Origin of the sequence: Streptomyces xanthophaeus (assembly GCF_000725805.1) — a bacterium.
In the GTDB taxonomy this organism is placed as follows: domain Bacteria; phylum Actinomycetota; class Actinomycetes; order Streptomycetales; family Streptomycetaceae; genus Streptomyces; species Streptomyces xanthophaeus.
In genome coordinates this window covers 45,906-71,016 of record NZ_JOFT01000035.1, presented here as the reverse complement: position 1 = coordinate 71,016, position 25,111 = coordinate 45,906, and the positions used below count along the sequence as shown (strand labels likewise).

20 protein-coding genes are annotated in these 25,111 nt (G+C 70.6%); 16 read left to right on the top strand and 4 right to left on the bottom strand.

Annotation, left to right across the window (positions count from 1 at the left end; all coding sequences use genetic code 11):
- Nucleotides 1–10: 10 nt before the first annotated feature.
- The gene (locus tag IO30_RS0122500) at nucleotides 11–682 is read left to right on the top strand and encodes an ATP-dependent Clp protease proteolytic subunit (protein ID WP_031145487.1); all 672 of its coding nucleotides are present in this window, start codon (nucleotides 11–13) and stop codon (nucleotides 680–682) included.
- A gap of 153 nt (nucleotides 683–835) precedes the next feature.
- Nucleotides 836–2,122, top strand: a complete 1,287-nt coding sequence (gene clpX, locus IO30_RS0122495; RefSeq protein WP_031145485.1) for an ATP-dependent Clp protease ATP-binding subunit ClpX — start codon at nucleotides 836–838, stop codon at nucleotides 2,120–2,122.
- A 70-nt stretch (nucleotides 2,123–2,192) separates the two neighbouring features.
- Here clpX and IO30_RS0122490 read toward each other — a convergent pair whose 3' ends face one another.
- Nucleotides 2,193–3,134: a hypothetical protein gene (locus tag IO30_RS0122490; RefSeq protein WP_031145483.1), complete on the bottom strand. Its 942-nt coding sequence runs from the start codon at nucleotides 3,132–3,134 to the stop codon at nucleotides 2,193–2,195.
- 92 nt (nucleotides 3,135–3,226) lie between these two features.
- The gene (locus IO30_RS0122485; RefSeq protein ID WP_157853356.1) at nucleotides 3,227–3,880 is read right to left on the bottom strand and encodes a hypothetical protein; all 654 of its coding nucleotides are present in this window, start codon (nucleotides 3,878–3,880) and stop codon (nucleotides 3,227–3,229) included.
- A gap of 99 nt (nucleotides 3,881–3,979) precedes the next feature.
- On the opposite strand from IO30_RS0122485, the gene IO30_RS0122480 reads away from it, so the two are divergent.
- Nucleotides 3,980–6,601, top strand: coding sequence for a valine--tRNA ligase (locus IO30_RS0122480; RefSeq protein ID WP_031145479.1), 2,622 nt, complete (start codon nucleotides 3,980–3,982; stop codon nucleotides 6,599–6,601).
- A gap of 92 nt (nucleotides 6,602–6,693) precedes the next feature.
- Here the strand turns inward: IO30_RS0122480 and IO30_RS0122475 are convergent, their stop codons facing one another.
- Nucleotides 6,694–7,263, bottom strand: coding sequence for a vitamin K epoxide reductase family protein (locus IO30_RS0122475; RefSeq protein ID WP_031145478.1), 570 nt, complete (start codon nucleotides 7,261–7,263; stop codon nucleotides 6,694–6,696).
- 163 nt (nucleotides 7,264–7,426) lie between these two features.
- Between IO30_RS0122475 and IO30_RS0122470 the strand changes: the two genes are divergently transcribed.
- Nucleotides 7,427–8,575, top strand: a complete 1,149-nt coding sequence (locus IO30_RS0122470) for a sensor histidine kinase (protein ID WP_031145476.1) — start codon at nucleotides 7,427–7,429, stop codon at nucleotides 8,573–8,575.
- A gap of 181 nt (nucleotides 8,576–8,756) precedes the next feature.
- Here the strand turns inward: IO30_RS0122470 and IO30_RS0122465 are convergent, their stop codons facing one another.
- The gene (locus IO30_RS0122465; protein ID WP_051859431.1) at nucleotides 8,757–9,806 is read right to left on the bottom strand and encodes a rod shape-determining protein; all 1,050 of its coding nucleotides are present in this window, start codon (nucleotides 9,804–9,806) and stop codon (nucleotides 8,757–8,759) included.
- Between the two features lie 117 nt (nucleotides 9,807–9,923).
- Between IO30_RS0122465 and folC the strand changes: the two genes are divergently transcribed.
- The 12 genes from folC to IO30_RS0122405 all read left to right on the top strand — a co-directional run bounded on the left by folC (nucleotide 9,924) and on the right by IO30_RS0122405 (nucleotide 24,885).
- Nucleotides 9,924–11,456, top strand: coding sequence for a bifunctional tetrahydrofolate synthase/dihydrofolate synthase (gene folC / locus IO30_RS0122460; protein ID WP_031145472.1), 1,533 nt, complete (start codon nucleotides 9,924–9,926; stop codon nucleotides 11,454–11,456).
- A 2-nt stretch (nucleotides 11,457–11,458) separates the two neighbouring features.
- Nucleotides 11,459–11,815, top strand: coding sequence for a DUF4233 domain-containing protein (locus IO30_RS0122455; RefSeq protein ID WP_031145470.1), 357 nt, complete (start codon nucleotides 11,459–11,461; stop codon nucleotides 11,813–11,815).
- A gap of 117 nt (nucleotides 11,816–11,932) precedes the next feature.
- The gene (gene ndk / locus IO30_RS0122450) at nucleotides 11,933–12,343 is read left to right on the top strand and encodes a nucleoside-diphosphate kinase (protein WP_031145468.1); all 411 of its coding nucleotides are present in this window, start codon (nucleotides 11,933–11,935) and stop codon (nucleotides 12,341–12,343) included.
- Between the two features lie 296 nt (nucleotides 12,344–12,639).
- On the top strand, nucleotides 12,640–13,659 hold the full coding sequence (locus IO30_RS0122445) for a rod shape-determining protein (RefSeq protein WP_008738981.1): 1,020 nt from the start codon (nucleotides 12,640–12,642) through the stop codon (nucleotides 13,657–13,659).
- A gap of 180 nt (nucleotides 13,660–13,839) precedes the next feature.
- Complete coding sequence (gene mreC, locus IO30_RS0122440) at nucleotides 13,840–14,787, top strand: rod shape-determining protein MreC (protein WP_031145466.1); 948 nt, start codon at nucleotides 13,840–13,842, stop codon at nucleotides 14,785–14,787.
- A gap of 13 nt (nucleotides 14,788–14,800) precedes the next feature.
- Nucleotides 14,801–15,505 (top strand): rod shape-determining protein MreD, encoded by a 705-nt coding sequence (gene mreD, locus IO30_RS0122435; RefSeq protein ID WP_031145464.1) that lies wholly within the window; start codon nucleotides 14,801–14,803, stop codon nucleotides 15,503–15,505.
- A 13-nt stretch (nucleotides 15,506–15,518) separates the two neighbouring features.
- Nucleotides 15,519–17,690 (top strand): penicillin-binding protein 2, encoded by a 2,172-nt coding sequence (mrdA, locus tag IO30_RS0122430; protein WP_031145463.1) that lies wholly within the window; start codon nucleotides 15,519–15,521, stop codon nucleotides 17,688–17,690.
- A 5-nt stretch (nucleotides 17,691–17,695) separates the two neighbouring features.
- A complete protein-coding gene (gene rodA, locus IO30_RS0122425) occupies nucleotides 17,696–18,895 on the top strand; it encodes a rod shape-determining protein RodA (RefSeq protein ID WP_031145461.1) in 1,200 nt (399 codons plus the stop codon).
- A 48-nt stretch (nucleotides 18,896–18,943) separates the two neighbouring features.
- Nucleotides 18,944–20,491 carry a CYTH and CHAD domain-containing protein gene (locus IO30_RS0122420; protein WP_031145459.1) on the top strand — a complete coding sequence of 516 codons (1,548 nt, stop codon included), beginning with the start codon at nucleotides 18,944–18,946 and terminating at the stop codon, nucleotides 20,489–20,491.
- A gap of 73 nt (nucleotides 20,492–20,564) precedes the next feature.
- A complete protein-coding gene (locus tag IO30_RS0122415; RefSeq protein ID WP_202205127.1) occupies nucleotides 20,565–22,490 on the top strand; it encodes a TIGR03960 family B12-binding radical SAM protein in 1,926 nt (641 codons plus the stop codon).
- Between the two features lie 121 nt (nucleotides 22,491–22,611).
- Complete coding sequence (locus IO30_RS0122410) at nucleotides 22,612–23,979, top strand: hypothetical protein (protein WP_107066919.1); 1,368 nt, start codon at nucleotides 22,612–22,614, stop codon at nucleotides 23,977–23,979.
- A gap of 126 nt (nucleotides 23,980–24,105) precedes the next feature.
- The gene (locus IO30_RS0122405) at nucleotides 24,106–24,885 is read left to right on the top strand and encodes a TIGR03936 family radical SAM-associated protein (protein ID WP_031145454.1); all 780 of its coding nucleotides are present in this window, start codon (nucleotides 24,106–24,108) and stop codon (nucleotides 24,883–24,885) included.
- The last annotated feature ends 226 nt before the right edge of the window (nucleotides 24,886–25,111 follow it).

Below are 25,111 nucleotides of genomic sequence, written 5' to 3'. Positions count from 1 at the left end.
CGCCACCAGGATGGTGAACACCCAGATGCACATGAACAACCTCTCTCCCGCGAGCGGCCTCTACGCCGGCCCTCAGGTGGACAACCGCTACGTCATCCCGCGCTTCGTCGAGCGCACCTCGCAGGGCGTGCGCGAGTACGACCCGTACGCGAAGCTCTTCGAGGAGCGCGTGATCTTCCTCGGCGTGCAGATCGACGACGCCTCCGCCAACGACGTCATGGCGCAGCTGCTGTGCCTGGAGTCGATGGACCCGGACCGCGACATCTCGATCTACATCAACAGCCCCGGCGGCTCCTTCACCGCGCTGACGGCGATCTACGACACGATGCAGTTCGTGAAGCCGGACATCCAGACGGTCTGCATGGGCCAGGCGGCCTCCGCGGCCGCGGTCCTGCTCGCCGCCGGCACCCCCGGCAAGCGCATGGCCCTGCCGAACGCCCGCGTGCTGATCCACCAGCCCTCGGGCGGCACCGGCCGCGAGCAGCTCTCCGACCTGGAGATCGCGGCCAACGAGATCCTGCGCATGCGTGACCAGCTGGAATCCATGCTGGCCAAGCACTCGACCACCCCGCTGGAGAAGATCCGCGAGGACATCGAGCGCGACAAGATCCTGACGGCCGAGGACGCCCTCGCGTACGGCCTGATCGACCAGATCATCTCCACCCGCAAGAGCTCGGCCTGATCCTTGCCGCCAATTGGCGTGGGCGCGCCGCCGCATTCGGCGATGTGAACCACGTCAAGGGGGCCCCGCACGGGGCCCCCGGCAAGGTACCGTCGGATATGAGGCACCAGGAGCGCTGAACCAGGCGTCTCCCAGGCGAAGGGGAAGCACCTCGTGGCACGCATCGGTGACGGCGGCGATCTGCTCAAGTGCTCGTTCTGCGGAAAGAGCCAGAAGCAGGTGAAGAAGCTCATCGCAGGACCCGGTGTGTACATCTGCGACGAGTGCATCGACCTCTGCAACGAGATCATCGAAGAGGAACTCGCGGAGACCTCCGAGGTCCGGTGGGAGGAACTCCCCAAGCCCCGTGAGATCTACGAATTCCTGGAGAGCTACGTCGTCGGCCAGGAGCCGGCGAAGAAGGCGCTCTCCGTCGCGGTGTACAACCACTACAAGCGGGTCCAGGCCGGCGAGAACGGCGGCGCGCAGGGCCGGGACGACGCGATCGAACTCGCGAAGTCCAACATCCTGCTGCTGGGCCCCACGGGCTCCGGCAAGACGCTGCTCGCCCAGACGCTGGCGCGCATGCTGAACGTCCCGTTCGCCATCGCCGACGCGACGGCGCTGACGGAGGCCGGGTACGTCGGCGAGGACGTCGAGAACATCCTGCTGAAGCTGATCCAGGCCGCTGACTACGACGTCAAGAAGGCCGAGACCGGGATCATCTACATCGACGAGATCGACAAGGTGGCCCGCAAGAGCGAGAACCCGTCGATCACGCGCGACGTGAGCGGCGAGGGCGTGCAGCAGGCGCTCCTCAAGATCCTTGAGGGCACCACGGCGTCGGTGCCCCCGCAGGGCGGGCGCAAGCACCCGCACCAGGAGTTCATCCAGATCGACACGACGAACGTGCTCTTCATCGTGGGCGGCGCCTTCGCCGGCCTGGAGAAGATCATCGAGTCGCGTGCGGGCGCCAAGGGCATCGGCTTCGGGGCGACGATCCGCTCGAAGCGCGAGATCGAGGCCAGCGACCAGTTCCAGGAGGTCATGCCGGAGGACCTGGTGAAGTTCGGGATGATCCCCGAGTTCATCGGCCGTCTCCCCGTCCTGACCTCGGTGCACAACCTGGACCGCGAGGCCCTGCTGCAGATCCTCGTCGAGCCGCGCAACGCGCTGGTCAAGCAGTACCAGCGGCTGTTCGAACTCGATGGTGTCGAGCTGGACTTCGAGCGCGAGGCCCTCGAAGCCATCGCCGACCAGGCGATCCTCCGCCAGACGGGCGCGCGCGGTCTGCGCGCCATCATGGAAGAGGTCCTGATGTCGGTCATGTACGAGGTCCCGTCCCGCAAGGACGTGGCCCGCGTGGTCATCACCTCGGACGTGGTCCGCTCCAACGTCAACCCGACGCTGGTCCCGCGGATCGTCCCGAAGGACCAGGGCCCGCACGAGAAGTCGGCCTAGCCGCACCGGACATGCGGAAGGGGCGCCCCCGGCGGGGGCGCCCCTTCCGCATGTGCGCTGCGGTGCGCTGTTACTTCTTCACGCGGGCGGTGTTGTAGAGCTTCGCGGCGAATTCCGCGGTCTGCTCAAGGGTGTAGCCGGGCTTGCCCGCGAGGACGGAGGCCAGGTCCGTGGCGGTGACCATGCTCAGGGTGCTGTAGTCACCCCAGATGCACACGGGGAGGGTGAGGTCCTTGGGACCCTTGGCCGTGGTGTCCTTCGGAGTCACCTTGATTTCCTGGCACTTCAGCACGGCGCCCTTGAACCCTGCCGGGTTGATCGTCTTGGGGCTTCCGATCAGCTCGACCTCCGCCTCCTTGCTGTCCTTCGCCGCGTTCAGCTTGGCCATGGCGAAGTAGCCGTCGACGGTCTTCTCCGGGTCGGCGAGCTCGCCGTAGTAGCCCTTGAAGTTGATGCCCTTGGCCGACAGGGGGTTCTTCGGGTCGCCGGACTGGTAGTTCATCCCCACCTGCTGCGGGTCCTTCATGCCCGCCGCCTCGAGTTCCTTCTTCTCCGTGTCCTTGAAGGTCGGCTCGGTGTACTTCGGGTCCTTCTTGAAGTCGTCCACCGTCTCCGGGGCGACCAGCTTGTAGCCCTTGGTGTCGGCCGAGACGTTGCCGGAGCTGCTGCCGCTGCCCAGGAAGTACCAGCCGCCGGCCGCGATCAGGGCGACCGCCACGACCGAGGACACCACGATCAGGCCGGTCTTCGACTTCTTCGGCGGCTGCTGCGGCGGCATGCCGCCGTACGGGGGCTGCTGCGGGTAGCCGTACTGCGGCTGCTGCTGGGGGTAGCCCTGCGGAGGGACTCCCGGCTGCTGGGGGTAGCCGTAGCCCGGCTGCGGGGCGGCGGGCTGGCCGTACGGGCCGGGCTGGCCGTAGGGCCCCGGCTGCGGGGGCTGCTGCGGCTGCTGCCCGTACGGTCCCGGCTGCTGCGGCTGCTGACCATACGGCCCCGGCTGGTTGTAGCTCATCGCGCGTCCCCCATGAGGTTTGCTTATCCGTTTCTCACATCCTGACGGAAGGGCGGACCGGCCGGGGCATCGGGGTCGCAGGCGTTACGGAACTACGACGCCGCCGGAACCTCCATGACCTCCCGCAGCGCGCGGGCGCGTTCGGCCAGCACGTCGATCGCGACGGGCCCGTTCTCGACCGGGACGGTCACCGTCACCAGGGAACTGTGGTCGGCCCACACGCACAGCGGCAGCGAGCTGCCCTCCAGGGCCAGCGTCCCGCACCGCATCGAGCCGCCGTCGGGCTTGCCGGCCTCGTGCTCCGTGACGTCGGCCTCCTTGATGCCCATGGAGGTGAGCGTGCCGGTGAGCGCCGCCCCCGGGTCCTCGTCGCCGAACCGGCCGGCCGCCCCGCTGACCACCAGCTGGGCGGTGCCCGCCTGGTCGGCGTAGACCACGGCCACCGGCACGGTGCCCTTCTTGGGGGCTCCCTGGCCCTGCTTGACGGCGTCCACCCTCGGCCCGGACTCCTGCAGCGCCAGTCCTTGGAAAGAGGCCGGCGGCACCAGTTCGTAGCGTCCGGCGTCGGCCGGGCCGTCGTCGAGGAGCGCCTCCATGGCCAGGCGGCCACCGGTCACGGCCAGGGCGGTCACCAGCACCGCGCCGGCGATGCGCAGGATCCGCTTGCCGGTGGAGGGAGGGGTCGGCCCGGTCGCCGCGTACGGCGCGGGAGGCCCCTGGACGGGGGGCTGGGTGATCTCGTTCATGAGGGGCATCTGACGGTCACGGGGTGACCGGGGTCAACTGAACGGCCTACTGCGGTATGGATTCGTAACGTGGGCGGCGCCCCCCGTATCCTGTGCCCCGTGACCGAGAACACGCAGACACCCAGTGCCCCCACCTCCGAACTGCCGACCCAGTACGCGCCGGCCGAGGTAGAGGGGAAGCTCTACGAGCGCTGGGTGGAGCGTGGGTACTTCACGGCCGACGCGAAGAGCGACAAGCAGCCCTACACCATCGTCATCCCGCCGCCGAACGTCACCGGTGCCCTGCACCTGGGCCACGCCTTCCAGGTCACGCTCATGGACGCGCTGACCCGCCGCAAGCGCATGCAGGGCTTCGAGACGCTCTGGCTGCCCGGCATGGACCACGCCGGCATCGCCACCCAGAACAAGGTCGAGCAGCAGCTCGCCGAGGAGGGCAAGTCCCGCCACGACCTCGGGCGCGACGCCTTCACCGACCGGGTGTGGCAGTGGAAAGAGGAGTACGGCGGCCGGATCCTCGGCCAGCTGCGCCGCCTCGGCGCCGGTCTCGACTGGTCCCGTGAGCGCTTCACCATGGACGAGGGCCTGTCCCGCGCCGTCCAGACGATCTTCAAGAACCTCTACGAAGACGAGCTGATCTACCGCGCCGAGCGCATCATCAACTGGTGCCCCCGCTGCCTGACGGCCATCTCCGACATCGAGGTGGAGTACCAGGAGGACGCGGGCGAGCTGGTCTCGATCACGTACGGCGAGGGCGAGGACACCCTCGTCGTCGCGACCACGCGCGCCGAGACGATGCTCGGTGACACGGCCGTCGCCGTCCACCCGGACGACGAGCGGTACAAGCACCTCGTCGGCAAGCAGATCAAGCTGCCGCTGACCGACCGCACCATCCCGGTCGTCGCCGACACGCACGTCGACCCCGAGTTCGGCACCGGCTGCGTCAAGGTGACCCCGGCCCACGACCCGAACGACTTCGCCATCGGCCAGCGCCACGGGCTGCCGTCGCTGACCGTCATGGACGAGCGCGGCGTCATCACCGTCCACGGCCCCTTCCTCGGCCTGGACCGCTTCGAGGCCCGCTCGGCCATCGTCGGCGCACTGCGCGAGCAGGGCCGCATCGTCGCCGAGAAGCGCCCGTACCTGCACTCCGTGGGCCACTGCTCGCGCTGCAAGACCACGGTCGAGCCGCGCCTGTCGATGCAGTGGTGGGTCAAGGTCGGTCCGCTGGCGCAGGCCGCCGGCGACGCCATGCGCGACGGCCGCACCAAGATCCACCCCGAGGACATGTCGAAGCGCTACTTCGACTGGGTCGACAACATGCACGACTGGTGCATCTCGCGCCAGCTGTGGTGGGGCCACCGCATCCCGATCTGGTACGGCCCCGAGGGCCAGGTGCTCTGCCTGGGACCGGACGACGAGGCCCCGACCGGCGAGGGCTGGCACCAGGACCCCGACGTCCTCGACACCTGGTTCTCCTCCGGCCTGTGGCCCTTCTCCACGCTGGGCTGGCCGGAGAAGACCCCGGACCTGGCGAAGTTCTACGCCACCGACGTCCTCGTCACCGGCCACGACATCATCTTCTTCTGGGTCGCCCGGATGATGATGTTCGGCCTGTACGCGATGGACGGGCAGGCGCCGTTCCACACGGTCGCGCTGACCGGCCTGGTCCGTGACGAGTTCGGCAAGAAGATGTCGAAGTCGAACCCGAACGCCGTCGACCCGCTGGACTGGATGGACAAGTACGGCTCCGACGCCGTCCGCTTCACCCTCGCCAAGGGCGCCAACCCGGGCGCGGACGTCCCGATCGGCGAGGACTGGGTCCAGGCGTCCCGGAACTTCGCCAACAAGATCTGGAACGCCACGCGCTTCGCGATGATGAACGGCGCCACGATCGAGGGCGACCTGCCGCCGGTCGAGCAGCTGTCCGCGATCGACCGCTGGATCCTCTCCCGTCTCAACGAGACGGTCGCGCAGGTCGACGCGTACTACGAGGACTACCAATTCGCCAAGCTCAGCGAGTCGCTCTACCACTTCGCGTGGGACGAGGTCTTCAGCTGGTACGTCGAGCTCTCGAAGACCACGTTCTTCGCGGGCGGCGAGCAGGCGAAGGTCTCCGGCCGGGTCCTCGGCGAGGTCCTGGACGTGCTGATGCGCCTCCTGCACCCGATCGTCCCGTTCGTCACGGACACCCTGTGGACCACGCTCACCGGCCGCGAGTCCCTCGTGATCGCCGAGTGGCCCAAGGACAGCGGCTTCCGTGACGCGGCCGCCGAGGCCGAGGTCGCGAGCGTCCAGGCCGTCGTCACCGAGGTCCGCCGCTTCCGCAAGGAGCAGGGCCTCCAGGACGGCCAGAAGGTCCCGGCCCGCCTGGACCTGTCCGGCACCCCGCTCGCCGCGCACGAGGCCGCCATCCGGCAGCTGCTGCGCCTCCAGCCGGAGGGAGAGGGCTTCCACGCCACCGCCACCCTGCCGGTCGCCGGTGCCACGGTCGCGCTCGACCTGTCGGGCACCATCGACGTCGAGGCCGAGCGCAAGCGCCTGACCAAGGACCTCGGGGCCGCCGAGAAGGAGAAGCAGCAGGCCGAGGCGAAGCTCGGGAACGAGGCGTTCATCGCCAAGGCCCCCGACAACGTCGTGGACAAGATCAAGGGCCGCCTCGCCAAGGCCGAGGCGGACATCGCCCGCCTCCGCGCCCAGCTGGACGCGCTGCCGGCCGGCTGACACCGCGCAGCCGTAGCGGCGAAGAAGGCCCCCACACCGTCGGTCGGTGCGGGGGCCTTCCCCGTGATGCCTTCCCCGCCGGGCGGCCCGCGTCACAGCAGGGCGGTACCGAACCTGGTCACGACGAGCACGGCCACCACCCCGTAGAGGGTCAGCGGGACCAGCCAGTGGGGGAGGGCCCGCAGCCGCGAGCCGGGTGCGGCGAGCTGCCGGGTGACGTACCAGAACAGGGGGATCACCACCGCCCAGACGGCCATGCACCAGGGGCACAGAGCGCCGATCACGTACAGGCACTGCCCGATCAGCCACACGGTGAAGGCGAAGCCCGCGGCCGTCGCGGCCCACACGCCCTGCCACACCCGGCGCGGGAGCACCGCCCCGGCCACCAGCGCGGCGCCCAGCGCCGCGAGCGCGGCGAAGCCGGCGAGGCCGAGCAGCATGTTGGGGAAGCCCAGCAGATTGCCCTGCCAGGTGGACAGGACGTCACCGCAGCTGAGGACCGCGTTCACATTGCAGCCCGGGGTGAAGAACGGGTCCTCCAGGGTGCGGATGCGGTCGTACGTGAGGACGCCCGAGGCCAGCGTCCCGGTCAGGCCGCCGATCAGCAGGAGCAGGGCGGTGCCCCGGGTGTGGCGGACGGGGCGCGGGTCGTCGGTGCTCATCCTCGTGAAACTACGGATCCGGCGCAGGACGGCGGCAGAGCGGAAGGTCACGGACACGCAGGGTCGTACGGCCCCTCTTCGGCAGGGTCGGAGTGCCTCATATCACTCTTTATCCGCTGTTGGCTGATCCGATCGCGGGCAGCGACCACGGATGATGGGGAGCATGCACGTCAAGCCCTTCGCCTCGGCGCTCCACTGGGCCGTGGCCTCCGGGCGCCGGCTCACCGAGAGCTGGGCCGGCTCGCCCCGGGCGATGGACGTGTTCACGGCCCTCGGCTGCCTCGGCCTGATGGCGCTCGACCTGCCCGGGCTGGCCGCCGCCGACAATTCGCTGAGCGGCCCGCTCGCCGCCGTGGTGCTCGCCCTCGGCTGTTCCACCCTGCTGGTGCGGCGCAGGCTGCCGTGGCTCTCGTACCTCGCCGCGCTGCTGTTCATCGGCTGGCTGCACGAGCTCACCCTGGTCCAGTTCGCCCTGTACTCCGTGGGCCGCTACCGCGGGCGCCGGGCCGGCATCCTGGCCACCGTCGGCTACGTGGCCTTCGCGCTGGTCCTGTTCTGCGTGCCCGGCTGGCCCGAGTCCCGCGCCGAGACGCTCAGCGGGTTCCTCAGCCTGGTCGTCCCCATCGGGGTGCTGGCCACGGCCGTGGGCATCGCCGCCTACCGGCACGACCTGGTGCGCGAGCTCGACGTCCGGCGGGCCGAGTCCGCCGTGCTCCAGGCCGTCCAGCAGGAACGCACCTCGGTCGCCCGCGACGTCCACGACTTCGTGGGGCGGGAGCTGACCCTGCTGACGGTGCGGTCGGAGGTGCTGTCGGTGCGGGCGCGCGAGAGCGCGCACGCGAAGGACTTCGAGGAACTGGCCGACACCGCGCGCCGGGCGCACCTCGTGCTCAACGAGATCATCGTGCAGCGCGGGGAACGGGCCTCCACCCCGGGCGTGGACGGCCTCACGGCGCTCGCGGAGGAGAGCGGCCGGGCCGGATCGCCGGTACGGCTCGTCATGGACGCGGGCGCGCACGGGCTCTCCCCGCTGCGCCAGGCGGCCGTCTACCGCGTGGTCCAGGAGTGCCTGACCAACGCGGCCAAGCACGCGAGCGGGGAGACCGTCGAGGTGCAGATCGCGGCGGACGGCCCGCTGCTGCGGATCGCCGTCAGCAACGCCCTGCCCGCCCGGACCCCGGGCCGGGCCCCGGTCTCGGCGGGCAGCGGCACGGCGAGCATGTCCGAGCGGGTCCGCAGCCTGGGCGGAACCCTCACGGCGCGGCGCACGCGCGACGCGTACGAGGTCGTCGCCACGCTGCCCCTTCACTAGGGGCTCGGTTCGCCTCCGGGGCGCTTGTTGCCGGGGAGTGAGGGCGCACGTGCTCGTACCGCTCGTGCCTCGCGGTCCTCCGCGCGTCCGCCCTCACTCCCCGGCGCGCCCCTTCGGCTCACTCGCCCGGGCGAAAGGCGAAAGGCGAAGGGCGAAGTGCGCGGGCCGCAGGGCGCAGGGCTCAGGCCCGGGCCGGGGTCAGGAGGCCGTTCAGGGTGTCGAGGTCCTCGACGCACTTGCCGGAGCCCAGGGCCACGCAGTCCAGCGGGTCGTCCGCGACGAAGACCGGGATGCCGGTCGCGGAGGCCATCCGCAGGTCCAGGCCCGGGAGCAGGGCGCCGCCGCCGGTCAGCACGATGCCGTGCTCCATCACGTCGCCGGACAGCTCCGGCGGACACTCCTCCAGGGTGGCGCGCACGGCCGCGATGATCGCCTCGACCGGCTCGTCCAGCGCCGCGCGCACGTCCCGGGCGTCCAGCTCCAGCGTCTTCGGCATGCCGCCGACCTTCTCGCGGCCGCGGACGGTGTACGTGAGGGTCTCCAGCTCCGGCCGGTCCGGCACCGGCCAGGCCGAGCCGATGCCGACTTTGACGTGTTCCGCGGTGCGCTCCCCGATGAGCACGGAGTGCTCCTTGCGGACGTGGTCCATGACCGCCGCGTCCATCCGGTCCCCGCCGACCCGCAGCGAGCGGGCGGTGACGATGCCGCCCAAGGAGATGACGGCCACCTCCGAGGTGCCGCCGCCGATGTCCACCACCATCGATCCGCGCGGCTCGGCCACCGGCAGCCCGGCGCCGATCGCGGCCGCCATCGGCTCCTCGATGAGGTGCACGACCTTGGCCCCGGCCCGGGTGGAGGCGTGGACGATGGCCCGCCGCTCGACCGGGGTCACGCCCGAGGGGACGCAGATGACCATCCGGGTCCGGGGCCGGCGCCCGGGCACCGCCTTGCGCACGAAGTGCCGGAGCATCTCCTCGGCGGCCTCGTAGTCACAGATGACGCCGTCCTTCAGGGGCCGGATGGCGGTGATGGATCCGGGGGTGCGGCCGATGGTCTCCTTGGCCTCTGCACCCACCGCTAGAGCCGTGGTCGTGCCCGCCTTGACCGCCACCACGGACGGCTCATTGAGGACAATTCCGTGGCCCCGTGCGTATACGAGGGTGTTTGCGGTACCCAGGTCTATGCCTATGTCGCGGCTGGAAGCTGTCTTGTTGGTGCTGGCCTGCGGCATTTGGTCCCCTATCTCGTGTCCGCAAGGCTTGCATAACGATCTGGTCGCTCAGGTCGCCGAAGGTCCCGAAACGCCCGGGCCGGAAGTCCCGGGGGCCCCCGTCCGTAGACTGGTGCCGTGAGTGAGCAGCAGCCCGAGAGCCACGACCGCGACTTCGGCGACTTCGCCGGACCCGACGAGTTCGACCAGATCGTGGCGGAAGAGTCCGACCGCGACCCCGACCTGGCGGTGATCGAGGCCGGCAGCCGTACCCTGCGCGCCCAGGCCGGACCGCCCCAGGGCGATCCGGTACCCGCCCGGCCCACCGACCCCGAAGTGGCGAAGGCGCTGCTGGAGGTGGAGCAGGAGCTCGCCACCCGCTGGGGCGAGACCAAGCTGGAGCCCTCGGTGTCGCGGATCGCGGCCCTGATGGACGTGCTGGGCGAGCCGCAGCGCGCGTACCCCTCGATCCACGTCACCGGCACCAACGGCAAGACCAGCACGGCCCGCATGATCGAGGCCCTGCTGAACGCCTTCGAGCTGCGCACCGGCCGCTACACCAGCCCGCACGTGCAGTCGGTGACCGAGCGGATCAGCCTGGACGGGGCGCCGATCAGCGCCGAGCGGTTCGTGGAGACCTACCACGACGTGAAGCCGTACGTGGAGATGGTCGACGCCGCCGAGGAGTACCGGCTCTCGTTCTTCGAGGTCCTCACCGGGATGGCCTACGCGGCCTTCGCGGACGCCCCGGTCGACGCGGCCGTGGTCGAGGTCGGCATGGGCGGCACCTGGGACGCGACCAACGTCATCGACGGCGCGGTCGCGGTGGTCACCCCGATCAGCCTCGACCACACCGACCGGCTCGGCACCACGCCCGGCGAGATCGCCCTGGAGAAGGGCGGCATCATCAAGCAGGGCGCCACCGTGATCCTGGCGCAGCAGCCGGTGGACGCGGCGCAGGTCCTGCTGAAGAAGGCCGTCGAGGTCGATGCGACGGTGGCCCGCGAGGGCATGGAGTTCGGCGTCGTCTCCCGCGAGGTCGCGGTGGGCGGACAGCAGCTGACGCTGCGCGGTGTGGGCGGGGAGTACGGCGGCATCTTCCTGCCGCTGTACGGCGCGCACATGGCGAACAACGCGGCGGTGGCGCTGGCCGCGGTCGAGGCCTTCTTCGGCATCGGCCAGGAGGGCGCGCGCGTCCTGGACGCGGACACCGTGCGCAAGGCCTTCGCCTCGGTGTCCTCGCCGGGCCGCATGGAGGTCGTGCGGCGCAGCCCGACGGTGGTCCTGGACGCCGCGCACAACCCGGCGGGTGCCGCGGCCGCAGCGGCGGCGGTCACCGAGTCCTTCGGCTTCAGCCGGCTGATCGGGGTCGTGGGCGCGAGCGACGGCAAGGACGTCCGCGGCGTGTTCGAGGCGTTCGAGCCGATCTTCGCCGAGGTCGTGGTGACGGAGAACTCCAGCCACCGGGCGATGACCGCGGACGAGCTGGCGGCCGTCGCGGTCGAGGTCTTCGGCCCGGACCGGGTGCAGGTGGAGCCGCGGCTGGACGACGCCCTGGAGGCGGCGATCACGCTGGCGGAGGAAGAGGCCGAATACGGGGGGGCCGGGGTCCTGGTGACCGGCTCCGTGATCACGGTGGGCGAGGCCCGCCTGTTGCTGAAGAGGGGTTGAGGATGCGCACGCTGTGTGCGAGCACGCTGATCGGCGAGTTCTTCGTGATCGGCTTCGCGGGCCTGGTCGCCATGAAGGACCCGGACCTGGCCCAGATGCAGGTCTGGATGGTGTGCGGCGCCGCGATGCTGCTGTCCTTGCTGCTGTGCGGGATGCTGAAGCGCCGCGGGGCGGTCGAGCTGGGCTGGGTGCTGCAGGTCGCGCTGGTCCTGAGCGGCTTCGTGGTGCCGACCATGTTCTTCCTGGGCGTGGTCTTCGGCGGTCTCTGGTGGGCCGCGGTGCACTACGGCCGCAAGGCGGACAGGATCCGCGCCGACTGGGAGGCGTCCCAGGAGGAGGCGACCGCTCCGGCGGCGTAGCCGTTTCCGGGAGACCCGTCCCGCCCGTGAGGGGGGCCGGGGGAGGCCCGGCGCGGCGGCGCCTTCGCGTCGCGTAGATTCGTCCTACCGCACCCGTATGCCGCAAGGAGCCGCAACATGACCCAGCGCACGCTCGTCCTGCTCAAGCCCGACGCCGTCCGTCGCGGCCTGATCGGCGAGATCATCGGCCGCATCGAGCGGAAGGCCGGCTGGACCGTTCCCGCGCTGGAGCTGCGTACGCTGGACCAGGAGACCCTGGAGGCGCACTACGGCGAGCACAAGGGCAAGCCGTTCTACGAGCCGCTCATGGGCTTCATGTCCAGCGGTCCCGTCGTCGCCCTGGTCGTCGAAGGGGAACGCGTGATCGAGGGTGTCCGCCAGCTGGCCGGACCGACCGACCCGATCGCCGCGGCGCCCGGCTCCATCCGTGGTGACTTCGGCACCATCACCCGGGAGAACCTGATCCACGCCTCGGATTCCGAGGAGTCCGCCGAGCGTGAGCTGAAGCTGTTCTTCCCCGCTCTCTGAGTACGCCGTACTGACGCGACATCAGCCAAACAGCGCTCATGACCTGGGGCGACCGAAGTAATTTCGGTCGCCCTTCGGTATTACCGGGCCCCACCGGGAACGCATGAGCAGGACACGACGTCACCACTAAGGGGGCGGGTATCCATTCCGGCGGGATTGCCGGAGTCCCGTCGCGCGGTGTCAGTACTCCCGGCACTACGATGGGGCCTCCACCCACACACCCACCTCGCCGACCTGACAGCAGCCGCTATCAACTGGAAGGCCAGACGCTCCTCATGGGGAACAAGGGGAACAAAATGTCGTTCATCGGCCGTGACATGGCGATCGACCTCGGGACCGCCAACACGCTGGTGTACGTGAGGGGCCGGGGGATCGTCCTGAACGAGCCGTCCGTGGTCGCCATCAACACGAACACCGGTGGCATCCTGGCGGTCGGCTCGGAGGCGAAGAAGATGATCGGGCGCACGCCCGGCAACATCGTCGCCGTACGGCCCCTCAAGGACGGCGTGATCGCCGACTTCGAGATCACCGAGCGCATGCTCCGGTACTTCATCCTCAAGATCCACAAGCGCCGCTACCTGGCCCGCCCGCGCGTGGTGGTCTGCGTTCCCTCCGGCATCACCGGAGTCGAGCGACGCGCGGTCATCGAGGCGTCCACGCAGGCCGGCGCCCGCCAGGTGCACATCATCGAAGAGCCCATGGCCGCCGCCATCGGCTCGGGCCTGCCCGTCCACGAGGCCACCGGCAACATGGTCGTGGACATCGGCGGCGGCACCACCGAGGTCGCCGTCATCTCCCTCGGCGGAATCGTCACGGCACAGTCCATCCGGGTGGCCGGCGACGAGCTCGACAACGCGATCATCCAGCACATCAAGAAGGAGTACTCGCTCCTGCTCGGTGAGCGCACGGCCGAGCAGATCAAGATCACCATCGGGTCGGCGTACGACCTCGACAAGGACGAGCACACCGAGATCCGCGGCCGCGACCTGGTCTCGGGTCTGCCCAAGACGGTCGTCATCTCGGCCGCCGAGGTGCGCAAGGCCATCGAGGAGCCGGTCAACGCCATCGTCGACGCGGTCAAGACCACGCTCGACAAGTGCCCGCCGGAGCTGTCCGGCGACATCATGGACCGCGGCATCGTCCTGACCGGGGGCGGCGCCCTGCTGCGCGGCCTCGACGAGCGGCTGCGCCGGGAGACCGGCATGCCGATCCACATCGCCGAGGATCCCCTCGACTCCGTGGCGCTCGGCTCCGGCAAGTGCGTGGAGGAGTTCGAGGCACTCCAGCAGGTCCTGGACGCCCAGCCCCGTCGCTGACACACCCCCTCCTGCCAGGGGGCCATGCGGAACACACCAAGGATCCGCCGTACGGGTGCTACCGGGCCCGTGCGGCGGATCGTTGATATACAGGCAACAGATCGGTGGGACCACAGCTTCTCGTCCCACCGGAGCGGCTACGCCGCGCGAGTCACTACGAGGAAGGCACGGCCGCCGCACGTGAGGGACACACGAGAAAGCCGGCTGCTCCTGGTGCTTCTGATCGCCATCGCGTTCGCATTGATCACGGTGGACATCAGGGCGGGCGAGGAGTCGCCGGTCGACGGTGCCCGGCAGGCCGCCGCAGCGGTCTTCGGCCCCGTCGAGAAGGGCGTGTCGACCGCCGTCGACCCCGTCGCCAACGCCATAGGGGCGGTACGGGACTCCGGCGAGCGCCACAACCGGATCGCCACGCTGGAGCGGGAGAACGCGGCCCTGAAGGCCAAGCTGGGCAGCGACGACCAGACCCGCAGCCGGATCCGCGAGCTCGACGAGATGCTCAAGCGCGCCGGAGCCGGCCAGTACGGGATCAAGGGCGCCGAGGTCATCGCGATAGGAGCGGCCCAGGGCTTCTCCTGGACCGTCACCATCGACGCCGGCAGCAAGGACGGCATCGAGCGTGACATGACCGTCCTCAACGGGGACGGACTCGTCGGACGGGTCAGCACCGTCGGCCCCGACACGGCCACCGTCGTCCTCGCCAACGACCCCGACTTCACCGTCGGCACCCGCCTGGAGAAGACCGGCGAGCTCGGCTTCGCCACCGGACAGGGCGACCGCGCACTGTCCGTCCAGATGCTCAACGGCAAGGCCAAGGTCAGCCCCGGCGACCGGCTCGTCACCTTCGGGTCGCGCGGCAACAAGCCCTTCGTACCCGGCGTGCCGATCGGAGAGGTGGTCAAGGTCGACCCCTCGCGCGGCGACCTGACCCGCACCATCTGGGTGCGTCCGTTCGTCGGGTTCTCCCGCCTGGACATCGTGGGCGTCGTGGTGATGCCGCCGCGTGAGGACCCGCGCGACGCCGTCCTGCCCCCCAAGCCCGAGGCCCCCAAGCCCACCCCGACGGTCACCGTCACGGTCACCCCGTCCGGGTCCGCCAGCGTGCCCGCAAAGCCGGCCGACGACTAGGAGCAGACCGACCATGCGCTTCAACCGGATCCTGCTCTCGGCCACGCTCATCGTGGTCGCCCTCGTCGTCCAGGTCACCGTCCTGGGCCGGCTCCAGCTGCCCGGGGCGGTGCCCGACCTGGTGCTGCTCACCGTCGTCGCCCTCGCCCTCGTGTACGGGCACGTCAGCGGCGCCCTCATCGGCTTCTCCGCCGGGCTCCTCACCGACCTGGCCCCGCCCGCCGACCACGCCGCCGGACGCTACGCGCTGGTGCTCTGCCTCATCGGGTACCTCGTCGGCCTGGTCCGCCCCGACAACGGCCGCTTCCGGTCCGCCTGGGGCCCGATGCTGACCGTCGTCGGCGCCGCGATCGCCTCCACCCTGCTGTACGCGGGCGTCGGCGCCCTCGTCGGGGACACCGCCGCCCGGCACGTGGGCCTGACCGGGCTGCTGTTCACCGCCACCCTCTACGACCTGCTCCTCGCGCCCTTCACCGTGCCGTTCATCATGGCGCTGGCCCGGCGCGCCGAGAACGACCCGATGGCCGTCGAGGCCGGCGGCGGCCCCGCCCAGGGCACCGACGTCTCCTCCGGCTGGCTGGCCGGCGGCACCGGGCTGCGGATCGGCAGCCAGCGCGGCGGCCTGCGCATGAAGACCGCCCGCGGCCGGGCCAACCGGGCCGTCCGCATAAAGGGCGTCAAGGGTGTGAAGAGCGTCAAGAGCGTCAAGAAACTGTGACGAGGGAGCAGCGGTGAGCAATATTCCGGAATCCGGCCGCACCTCCCGGGTGCAGATCCGCCTCGTCATGATCCAGGTGCTCATCTTCTCGATGCTGCTCACCCTCGGCGGGCGCCTGTGGTACCTCCAGATCCGCAACGGCCAGGAGTACTACGACGAGGCGAAGAGCAACCACGTGCAGCAGGTCGTCCAGCCCGCGGTGCGCGGTTCGATCCTGGACGCCCGCGGGGTCGCGCTCGCCGACAACGAGACCCGCCTCGTCGTCTCCGCCAGCCGCACCGCGCTGATGAAGATGAAGGACAAGGGCAAGGGCGTCATGACCCGCCTCGCCGGCGTCCTGGACATGACCCCCAAGGAGGTCATGGACAAGGTCCGGCTCTGCGACTCCCAGACCCCCGCGCCCTGCTGGAACGGCTCCCCGTACCAGCCGATCCCGGTCACCCTCGAAGCCACCACGCAGCAGGCGCTGCAGCTGCGCGAACGTCCCGAGCAGTTCCCCGGCATCACCGCCGAGCCCACCGCCGTCCGCCGCTACCCGGCGGCCGGCGGGGCCCGCGCCGCGCAGGTCCTCGGCTACCTCTCGCCGGTCACCGACGAGGAGATCCAGAAGGCCAAGAACACCGACTCGCCGCACCTGCGTTCCGACCAGGTGGGCCGCTCCGGGATCGAACGCACCTATGACAGGGAGCTGCGCGGAAAGGCGGAGGTCACCTCGTACGAGGTCGACAACCTCGGACGGGTCATGGGCCAGACCAAGTCCGACCCGGGCGTGGCCGGGTCCACCCTCGTCACCAGCATCGACGCCCGGGTCCAGGCGGTCGCCGAGTACGAGCTCCAGCAGGCGATGAAGACGGTCCGCCACGAGACCGACAACATCACGGGCCGCAAGTACGAGGCCGACTCGGGTGCCGTCGTCGTCATGGAGGTCAAGACCGGCCGGGTCGTCGCCATGGCCTCCCAGCCCGACTACGACCCCAATGCCTGGGTCGGCGGCATCTCGGCCAAGGACTACGCCAGGCTCACCAGCAAGAAGTCCAACTACCCGCTGCTCAACCGGGCCATCCAGGGCCAGGCCCCGGCCGGCTCCATCTTCAAGGTGGTGTCGGCGAGCGCGGCCGTACGGGCCGGCTACGCCTTCGGCAACAAGTACAACTGCAGCAGCTCCTACAGCCTCGGCGGGCGGAGCTTCGCGAACTTCGAGTCCAAGGGGCACGGCCCCATCACCCTCGGCGACGCGCTGAAGTTCTCGTGCAACACCGTCTTCTACGCCCTCGGGCACAAGGAGTGGCAGCGCGACGGCGGCCTCGAACCCAAGAAGGACGCCCACGACTGGTTCTACCGGACCGCCCGCGAATTCGGACTGGGGTCCGAGACCGGGATCGACCTGCCGAACGAGGTGACCGGCCGCATCCCGGACCGCCGGTGGAAGAAGAACTTCTGGGCGGCCAACAAGGCCTCCTGGTGCAAGCAGGGCAAGAAGGGCGGCACCTACGTCGAGCAGATCGCCTACGAGAGCTGCCTGGAGGGCAACCAGCTCAAGGCGTTCGACAGCATCAACTTCGCCATCGGCCAGGGCGACGTGCTCGTCACCCCCATCCAGATGGCCACCGCCTACTCGGCCATCAGCAACGGGGGCACCCTCTACAACCCCACCGTCGGCAAGGCCGTGATCAGCCCCGACGGCAAGCACGTCGAGATGATCAAGCCCCAGGCGCACGGCAGGCTGCCGATCGACGCCCGGACCGTCAGCGACCTCGACAAGGGCCTGCGCTCCGTCGTCGAGCCCGGCGGCACCGCCGCCTGGCGGTTCGGCGGCTGGCCGCTCGACAAGATCCCGATGCGGGCCAAGACCGGTACCGCCCAGGTCTACGGCAAGCAGACCACCTCGTGGCTGGCCACCTACACCGACGACTTCGCGATCGTCATGACCATCTCCCAGGGGGGCACCGGCTCCGGAGCCTCCGGCCCCGCCGTCCGCAACCTCTACAACGCCATCTACGGTCTGGACATGGAAGGCAAGCAGGACGTGAAGAAGGCCCTGCTGCTCAAGCCGGAGACGAAACTGCCCCGGATCCTTCCCGACGGCTCCATCGAATCCCCCGACATCACGCCGTACGTGCCGCCGTCCCCGGAGGCACTCGTGCCGCCCGCACTCGCCGGACCGCCCCCCGCACGGCAGGACTGAAGGACATGCAGACCGCGAACAAGTTCTCCGTATCCCGCTACGCACCCGAGCGCGGCGCGATGGCCAAGCTCACCGCCCGCGACTCGGTGGTGCGCCGGCTCGACTGGCCGATCCTCCTCTCGGCCCTCGCCCTGTCCTTCATCGGCGCCCTGCTGGTCTGGTCGGCGACCCGCAACCGGACCACCCTGAACCAGGGCGACCCCTACTACTTCCTCTTCCGGCACGCGATGAACACCGGCATCGGCCTCGTGCTGATGATCGGCACCATCTGGCTCGGCCACCGCACCCTGCGCGGTGCGGTCCCGGTCCTGTACGGACTCTCGCTGGTGCTCATCCTCGCCGTGCTCACCCCGCTCGGCGCCACCATCAACGGCGCCCACGCGTGGATCGTGATCGGCGGCGGGTTCTCGCTCCAGCCCTCCGAGTTCGTGAAGATCACGATCATCCTGGTCATGGCGATGCTGCTGGCCACCCGGGTGGACGCGGGCGACCTCGCCCATCCCGACCACCGCACCGTGGTCAAGGCCCTGTGCCTGGCCGCCGCCCCCATGGGCATCGTCATGCTGATGCCCGACCTCGGCTCCGTCATGGTCATGGTCGTCATCGTGCTCGGCGTGCTGCTGGCCTCCGGCGCGTCCAACCGCTGGGTGCTGGGCCTGCTCGGCTCGGGCGCGGCCGGAGCCGTCCTGATATGGCAGCTCGGCGTACTCGACGAGTACCAGATCAACCGCTTCGCGGCCTTCGCCAACCCTTCCCTCGACCCCGCGGGCGTCGGCTACAACACCAACCAGGCGCGCATCGCGATCGGCTCCGGCGGCCTCACCGGCTCCGGGCTCTTCAAGGGCTCGCAGACCACCGGCCAGTTCGTGCCGGAGCAGCAGACCGACTTCGTCTTCACGGTGGCGGGGGAGGAGCTCGGCTTCGTCGGAGCCGGGCTGATCCTGCTGCTGCTGGGCGTCGTGCTGTGGCGGGCCTGCATGATCGCCCGCGAGACCACCGAGCTCTACGGGACGATCGTCTGCGCCGGGATCATCGCCTGGTTCGCGTTCCAGTCCTTCGAGAACATCGGCATGACCCTCGGCATCATGCCGGTGGCCGGTCTCCCGCTGCCCTTCGTGTCGTACGGAGGGTCCTCGATGTTCGCGGTGTGGGTGGCCATCGGACTACTCCAGTCGATCAAGGTGCAACGGCCGTTGTCGGCCTGATTCCCGTTCGTCCTGCCGTCGCGTTCCGTTCCGGACTAAATTCGGTTCATGGCGGACACGAAACGCGAGACAGAGCGGAAATTCGAGTTCACACGAGCTGACGAGAAGCGGGCCGGCCGAGCCGCCCGCCACGAGGTGCCGGACCTGACGGGCACGGCCGCGATCGCGGCCGTGTCCGACCAGGGCGCCGTCGGCCTCGACGCCGTCTACTACGACACCCCCGGCCTGCGGCTCGCCGCCGACGGGCTCACCCTGCGGCGCAGAACCGGCGGCAAGGACGAGGGCTGGCACCTGAAACTGCCCGTCTCCCCGGGGGTCCGCGACGAGGTCACGGCGCCCCTCGGTGACACCCTCCCGCGGGCACTCGCCGCCCTGATCCGCTCCCGGGTCCGCAACACCGCTCTGGAACCCCAGGTCAGGCTGGTCTCCGCGCGCCGCGTCAGCAACCTGCTCGACGCCGAGGGAGCCCTGCTCGCCGAGCTCAGCATCGACGCCGTACGGGCCGAGCGGGGCGAGCGCGCCGTCTCCTGGACCGAGGTGGAGGTCGAACTCGCCGACGGAGCGGACGCCGCCCTCCTCGACGCCGTCGAGAAGACCTTCCGCAAGGGCGGGCTGCGCGTCAGCGACGCCCCCTCGAAGCTCGCCCGGGCCCTCGCCGAGACCGGCGCCGTGCCGCAGGCCGGGACGCCGCAGGCGAGCCCCGGTCCGGCCGAGGGCACGGCGGGCGCGTACGTCCTGTCGTACCTGCGCGAACAGCGCGACGCCCTGATCGCACAGGACCCGGCCGTACGGCGGGACCTGCCGGACTCCGTCCACCAGATGCGGGTCGCCACCCGCAGGCTGCGCAGCGCCTTCAAGACGTACCGCAAGGTGCTGGACCGCGCGGTCACCGACCCGATCGGTGAGGAACTGCGCTGGCTGGCCGCCGAACTCGGCGTCGACCGCGACCAGGAGGTACTGCTGGAACGCATCCGGACCCGGCTCGGCGAACTGCCCCGCAACCAGGTCATCGGCCCGGTCCGCGGCCGCCTGCGGGTGTGGAACAACAGCCGCCGCTCCGATTCGAGGCGCCGGGCACTGGGCGCCCTGGACAGCGGGCGCTACCTGGCCCTCCTGGACACCCTCGACGCCGTCCTGGACACCCCGCCGCTGCTGGAGAAGGCCGCGGAACCCGCCGGGAAGGTCCTGCCCAAGGCCGTGCTGTACGACTACGAACGCCTCGCGGGCCGCGTCGAGAACGCGCTCGCCCTGCCCGCGGGCGGAGAACGGGACGTGGCCCTGCACGAGGCCCGCAAGGCCGCCAAACGCGCCCGCTACGCGGCGGAGGCGGCCGTGCCCGCTTTCGGGAAACCGGCGAAACGCCTGGCCAAGGCCATGAAGTCGGTGCAGAGCCTGCTCGGCGAGCACCAGGACAGCGTGGTGGCCCGCGGGGCCCTGCGCGGCCTCGGCGTCCAGGCGGCGGGGGCGGGGGAGTCCGCCTTCACCTGGGGCGTCCTGCACGCCCACGAGGAGGTCCGGGCCGAGCAGAGCGAGAGGGAACTGCCGGACGTCTGGGCCGAGGCCTCGGATCCCGCCCTGCGGGCCGCCCTCAAGTGATCATGCGGGTAGGGGGCGCCCGGGCCTAGAGGTACGCTTGAGAGCTGCCCCCTGCCCGCTTCACGAAAGTCGCGTGATGACCGAGTCGGTCTTCCCTCAGCTTGAGGCCCTGCTTCCGCATGTGCAGAAGCCCATCCAGTACGTCGGTGGTGAACTCAACTCCACGGTCAAGAAGTGGGACGAGTGCGACGTCCGCTGGGCGCTGATGTACCCGGACGCGTACGAAGTCGGGCTGCCCAACCAGGGCGTCATGATCCTGTACGAGGTGCTGAACGAGCGCGAGGGCGTTCTCGCGGAGCGCACGTACAGCGTGTGGCCGGACCTCGAAGAACTGATGCGCGAGCACAAGGTGCCGCAGTTCACCGTGGACAGCCACCGCCCCGTGTCCGCCTTCGACGTGTTCGGGCTGTCCTTCTCCACGGAGCTGGGCTACACCAACATGCTGACGGCGCTGGACCTCGCAGGCATCCCGCTGGAGGCCAGGAACCGTACGGTCGACCACCCCATCGTCCTCGCGGGCGGCCACGCGGCCTTCAACCCCGAGCCGATCGCGGAGTTCATCGACTGCGCGGTCATCGGCGACGGCGAGCAGGCCGTCCTCGACATGACCGAGATCATCCGCGCCTGGAAGGCCGAGGGCAGGCCGGGCGGACGCGAGGAAGTCCTGCTGCGCCTGGCGAAGACCGGCGGGGTCTACGTACCGGGCTTCTACGACGTCGAGTACCTGGAGGACGGCCGCATCGGCCGCGTCGTCCCCAACCGCTCCGGCGTGCCGTGGCGCGTGTCCAAGCACACCGTCATGGACCTCGACGAGTGGCCGTACCCCAAGCAGCCCCTGGTCCCGCTCGCCGAGACGGTCCACGAGCGGATGTCCGTGGAGATCTTCCGCGGCTGCACCCGCGGCTGCCGTTTCTGCCAGGCCGGCATGATCACGCGCCCCGTGCGGGAGCGAAGCATCACCGGCATCGGCGAAATGGTGGAGAAGGGCCTCAAGGCGACCGGCTTCGAAGAGGTCGGACTCCTGTCGCTGTCCTCGGCGGACCACACCGAGATCGCCGACATCGCCAAGGGCCTCGCGGACCGCTACTCGGACGACAAGGTGGGCCTGTCCCTGCCGTCGACCCGCGTGGACGCCTTCAACGTGGACCTGGCCAACGAGCTGACCCGCAACGGCCGCCGCTCGGGCCTGACCTTCGCCCCCGAGGGCGGCTCCGAGCGCATGCGCAAGGTCATCAACAAGATGGTCTCGGAAGAGGACCTGATCCGCACCGTCGCCACCGCCTACGGCAACGGCTGGCGCCAGGTGAAGCTGTACTTCATGTGCGGCCTGCCGACCGAGACCGACGAGGACGTCCTCCAGATCGGCGACATGGCGGTCAACGTCATCGCCAAGGGCCGCGAGGTCTCCGGCCAGAACGACATCCGCTGCACGGTCTCGATCGGCGGGTTCGTCCCCAAGCCGCACACCCCCTTCCAGTGGGCGCCGCAGCTGTCGGCCGAGGAGACGGACGCGCGGCTGACCAAGCTCCGCGACAAGATCCGCGGCGACAAGAAGTACGGCCGCTCCATCGGCTTCCGCTACCACGACGGCAAGCCGGGCATCGTCGAGGGCCTCCTCTCGCGCGGCGACCGCCGCATCGGCGACGTCATCCGCGCGGTGTACGAGTCCGGCGGCCGCTTCGACGGCTGGCGCGAGCACTTCAGCTACGACCGCTGGATGGAGGCGGCCGGGAAGACGCTGCCCGCCCACGGCGTGGACGTGGCCTGGTACACCACCCGCGAGCGCACCTACGAGGAGGTCCTGCCCTGGGACCACCTCGACTCCGGTCTCGACAAGGACTGGCTCTGGGAGGACTGGCAGGACGCCCTCGACGAGACCGAGGTCGAGGACTGCCGCTGGACCCCGTGCTTCGACTGCGGCGTCTGCCCCCAGCTCGACCTCGACATCCAGATCGGCCCGACGGGCAAGAAGCTCCTCCCGCTGACCGTCGTGAAGTGACCCCGGGCCGCCGGACCAGGCCCTGAAGGACGCCCCCCACCGGGAACGGTGGGGGGCGTCCTGCTTCCGCCCGGCCGCGCCGGCGTGCAACGTCCGGAGCCCGTCGTGCGTCGTCAAGGGCATGGATCTGGAAAAGCACGGCACGCCCGCACCCCCGCCCGGTGGAGAGGGCTGCGTGTTCGCGATGGTCCGGATCCCCGTGCGGATCCTGGCCGTGGTGATCGTGCTGCCCGTGCGGGTGGTGTGGGACCTGTTGGTCCTTGCCGCCCGCGCCGTGCACCGGCGTGCCCTGCGTCCGGCCGGGGACGCGGCGGCCTGGGTCTGGGACCGGCTGTACCGGTACCTCCTGACCCCGGTCGGACATGCCATCGCCTGGCTGGCCCGGGGGACCGGGCTGGTCCTGAAGTGGGCGGCGCTGGCCGTCTTCTACTGGCCCTGGGCCGCGCTGTGGCGGTACGTGCTCGCGCCCGCGGGCGCCGCCCTGTGGCGCTGGGTCCTCGTCCCCCTCGGGCAGGGACTCGCCCTGCTGGGCCGGGGAGCGGCCGTGGCGCTGGTCTGGCTGGCGAAGGCGCTGTTCGTGTGGCCGTGGGCCGCCCTGTGGCGGTACGTGATCGTCCCCGGCGCCGCCGCGCTGTACCGGTACCTGCTGCGGCCCGTGGGCAAGGGGCTCGAATGGGTGGTCCTGGCGGTGGCCCGGTACCTGCTGAGGCCCGCGGGCGCCGGCGTGGTCTGGACGGTCACCGCCGTCTTCCGCCACCTGCTGGTGCCGCCGGTCCGGGGCATCGCCTGGCTGGCCCGCGGGCTCTACGGCCAGGTCCTCACCCCCGTCGGACACGCCCTGCTCTGGTTCCTGCCGCGCGCCTTCGCCGCCGTGTTCGTCTGGCCGTGGGCCGCGCTGTACCGCTACGTCCTCACCCCCGCCGGACACGGCACCGCCTGGCTGGCCCGGTGGGCCGTGACCGTCCTCGGCTGGCTGGCGAAGGCCCTGTTCGTGTGGCCGTGGGCCGCCCTGTGGACGTACGTCGTGGTCCCGGCCGCGACCGGTGCCTACCGGTACCTGCTGACCCCGCTCGGGCAGGGCGCCGCCTGGCTGGCCCGCGGCCTGTACCGGTACGTCCTCACCCCCCTCGGGCACTTCGTCGCCGCCACCTGGCGGCTCGCCGGACGGGCCAGCCGGGCCCTCGGGCGCGGTCTCGTATGGCTCTGGCGCGGGTGCGTCTCCCGCCCCGCGGCCTGGGTCTACCGCCAGGTGGCCACGCCCGTCGGCCATCTGGTCCGCGAGGTGTGGCGCACCTCCCGCGCCGCCGCCCGCGAGGTGTGGCACACCGCCCGGGCGGCCGTACGGGACGCGCGGGCCGGGGTGCGGCATGCGCTCTTCGGTACTCCTCCCCGGGAACCGGCGAGGTCACAGGCGCGTACTCTGGGTAGTACGACAGCCGTACGCCATCCGCCCGCCCCCGAGGTCTCCCTGCGCAAAGAGCAGGTGTGAGCCGGAGGCAGGGCGTGGCAGGACGGCCCCCAGACGCTCAGGGCGACGCGCGAGCCGCGGAGCCCCGCACAAGGAGAAGAACCACTGGGCAAGCGACAGCCCGAAGGCCCGCCTCCCGCACCGGTGGTGCAGCGCATCCGACTGCGCTACACCAAGCGCGGCCGCCTCCGGTTCACCAGCCACCGAGACTTCCAGCGCGCCTTCGAGCGGGCCCTGCGCCGCGCCGAGGTGCCGATGGCGTACTCCGCCGGCTTCACCCCGCACCCCCGCGTCTCGTACGCCAACGCCGCTCCGACCGGAACGGGCAGCGAGGCCGAGTACCTGGAGATCGCCCTCGCCGACTCCCGTGACCCCGAGAAGCTCCGCGAGCTGCTCGACGAGTCCATGCCGACCGGACTCGACATCATCGACGCCGTCGAAGCCCGCACCTCGGGCCTCGCCGACCGGCTGACCGCCTCCGTGTGGGAGCTGCGCCTGGAGGGCGTCGAGCCCGCGGACGCCGAACGGGCCGTGACCGCGTTCCTCGCCGCCGAGACGGTGGAAGTGCAGCGCCGCACCAAGAACGGCATGCGGACCTTCGACACGCGTGGGGCTGTGGTGAGCCTCGAGGCGCTCCCTGCCCCGGCTGATAGGCCGCTGGACAATGCTTGTGCGATACTGCGGCTGGTTGTTCGGCATCTGACACCTGCCGTGCGACCCGACGACGTCCTGTCCGGTCTCCGAGCTGTGGCCGACCTGGCGCCGCCGGTCCCCGCAGCGGTGACCAGGCTGGCGCAGGGGCTCTTCGACGAGGAGTCCGGCACGGTGACCGACCCGCTCGCGCCCGACCGCGAGGCAGACACGGCCGCCCCACCCACGGCCGCCGTAGCTGCCGACGCGAAGGCGCCGGAAGGTCCCGCCGCGTAGGGATCGTCGTCGTCGCGCAGCCCTGGTACTCGGGAGCCACCTGGGTCGGGCAGCGCATTGACCTGAAGACTTCCGCCAGGCCGTACGGACAACACGTACGGAACCGGCGGCCATGGACTACAGCTCCCGTGTGGCGAACGCGCCCCGGAGGCCGGTTCCGCGCTCATTACGCGGCAGCCGTGCCGGACCGGACGTCAGCCGCGGCGCCCGGGAGCGTGACGGGAGA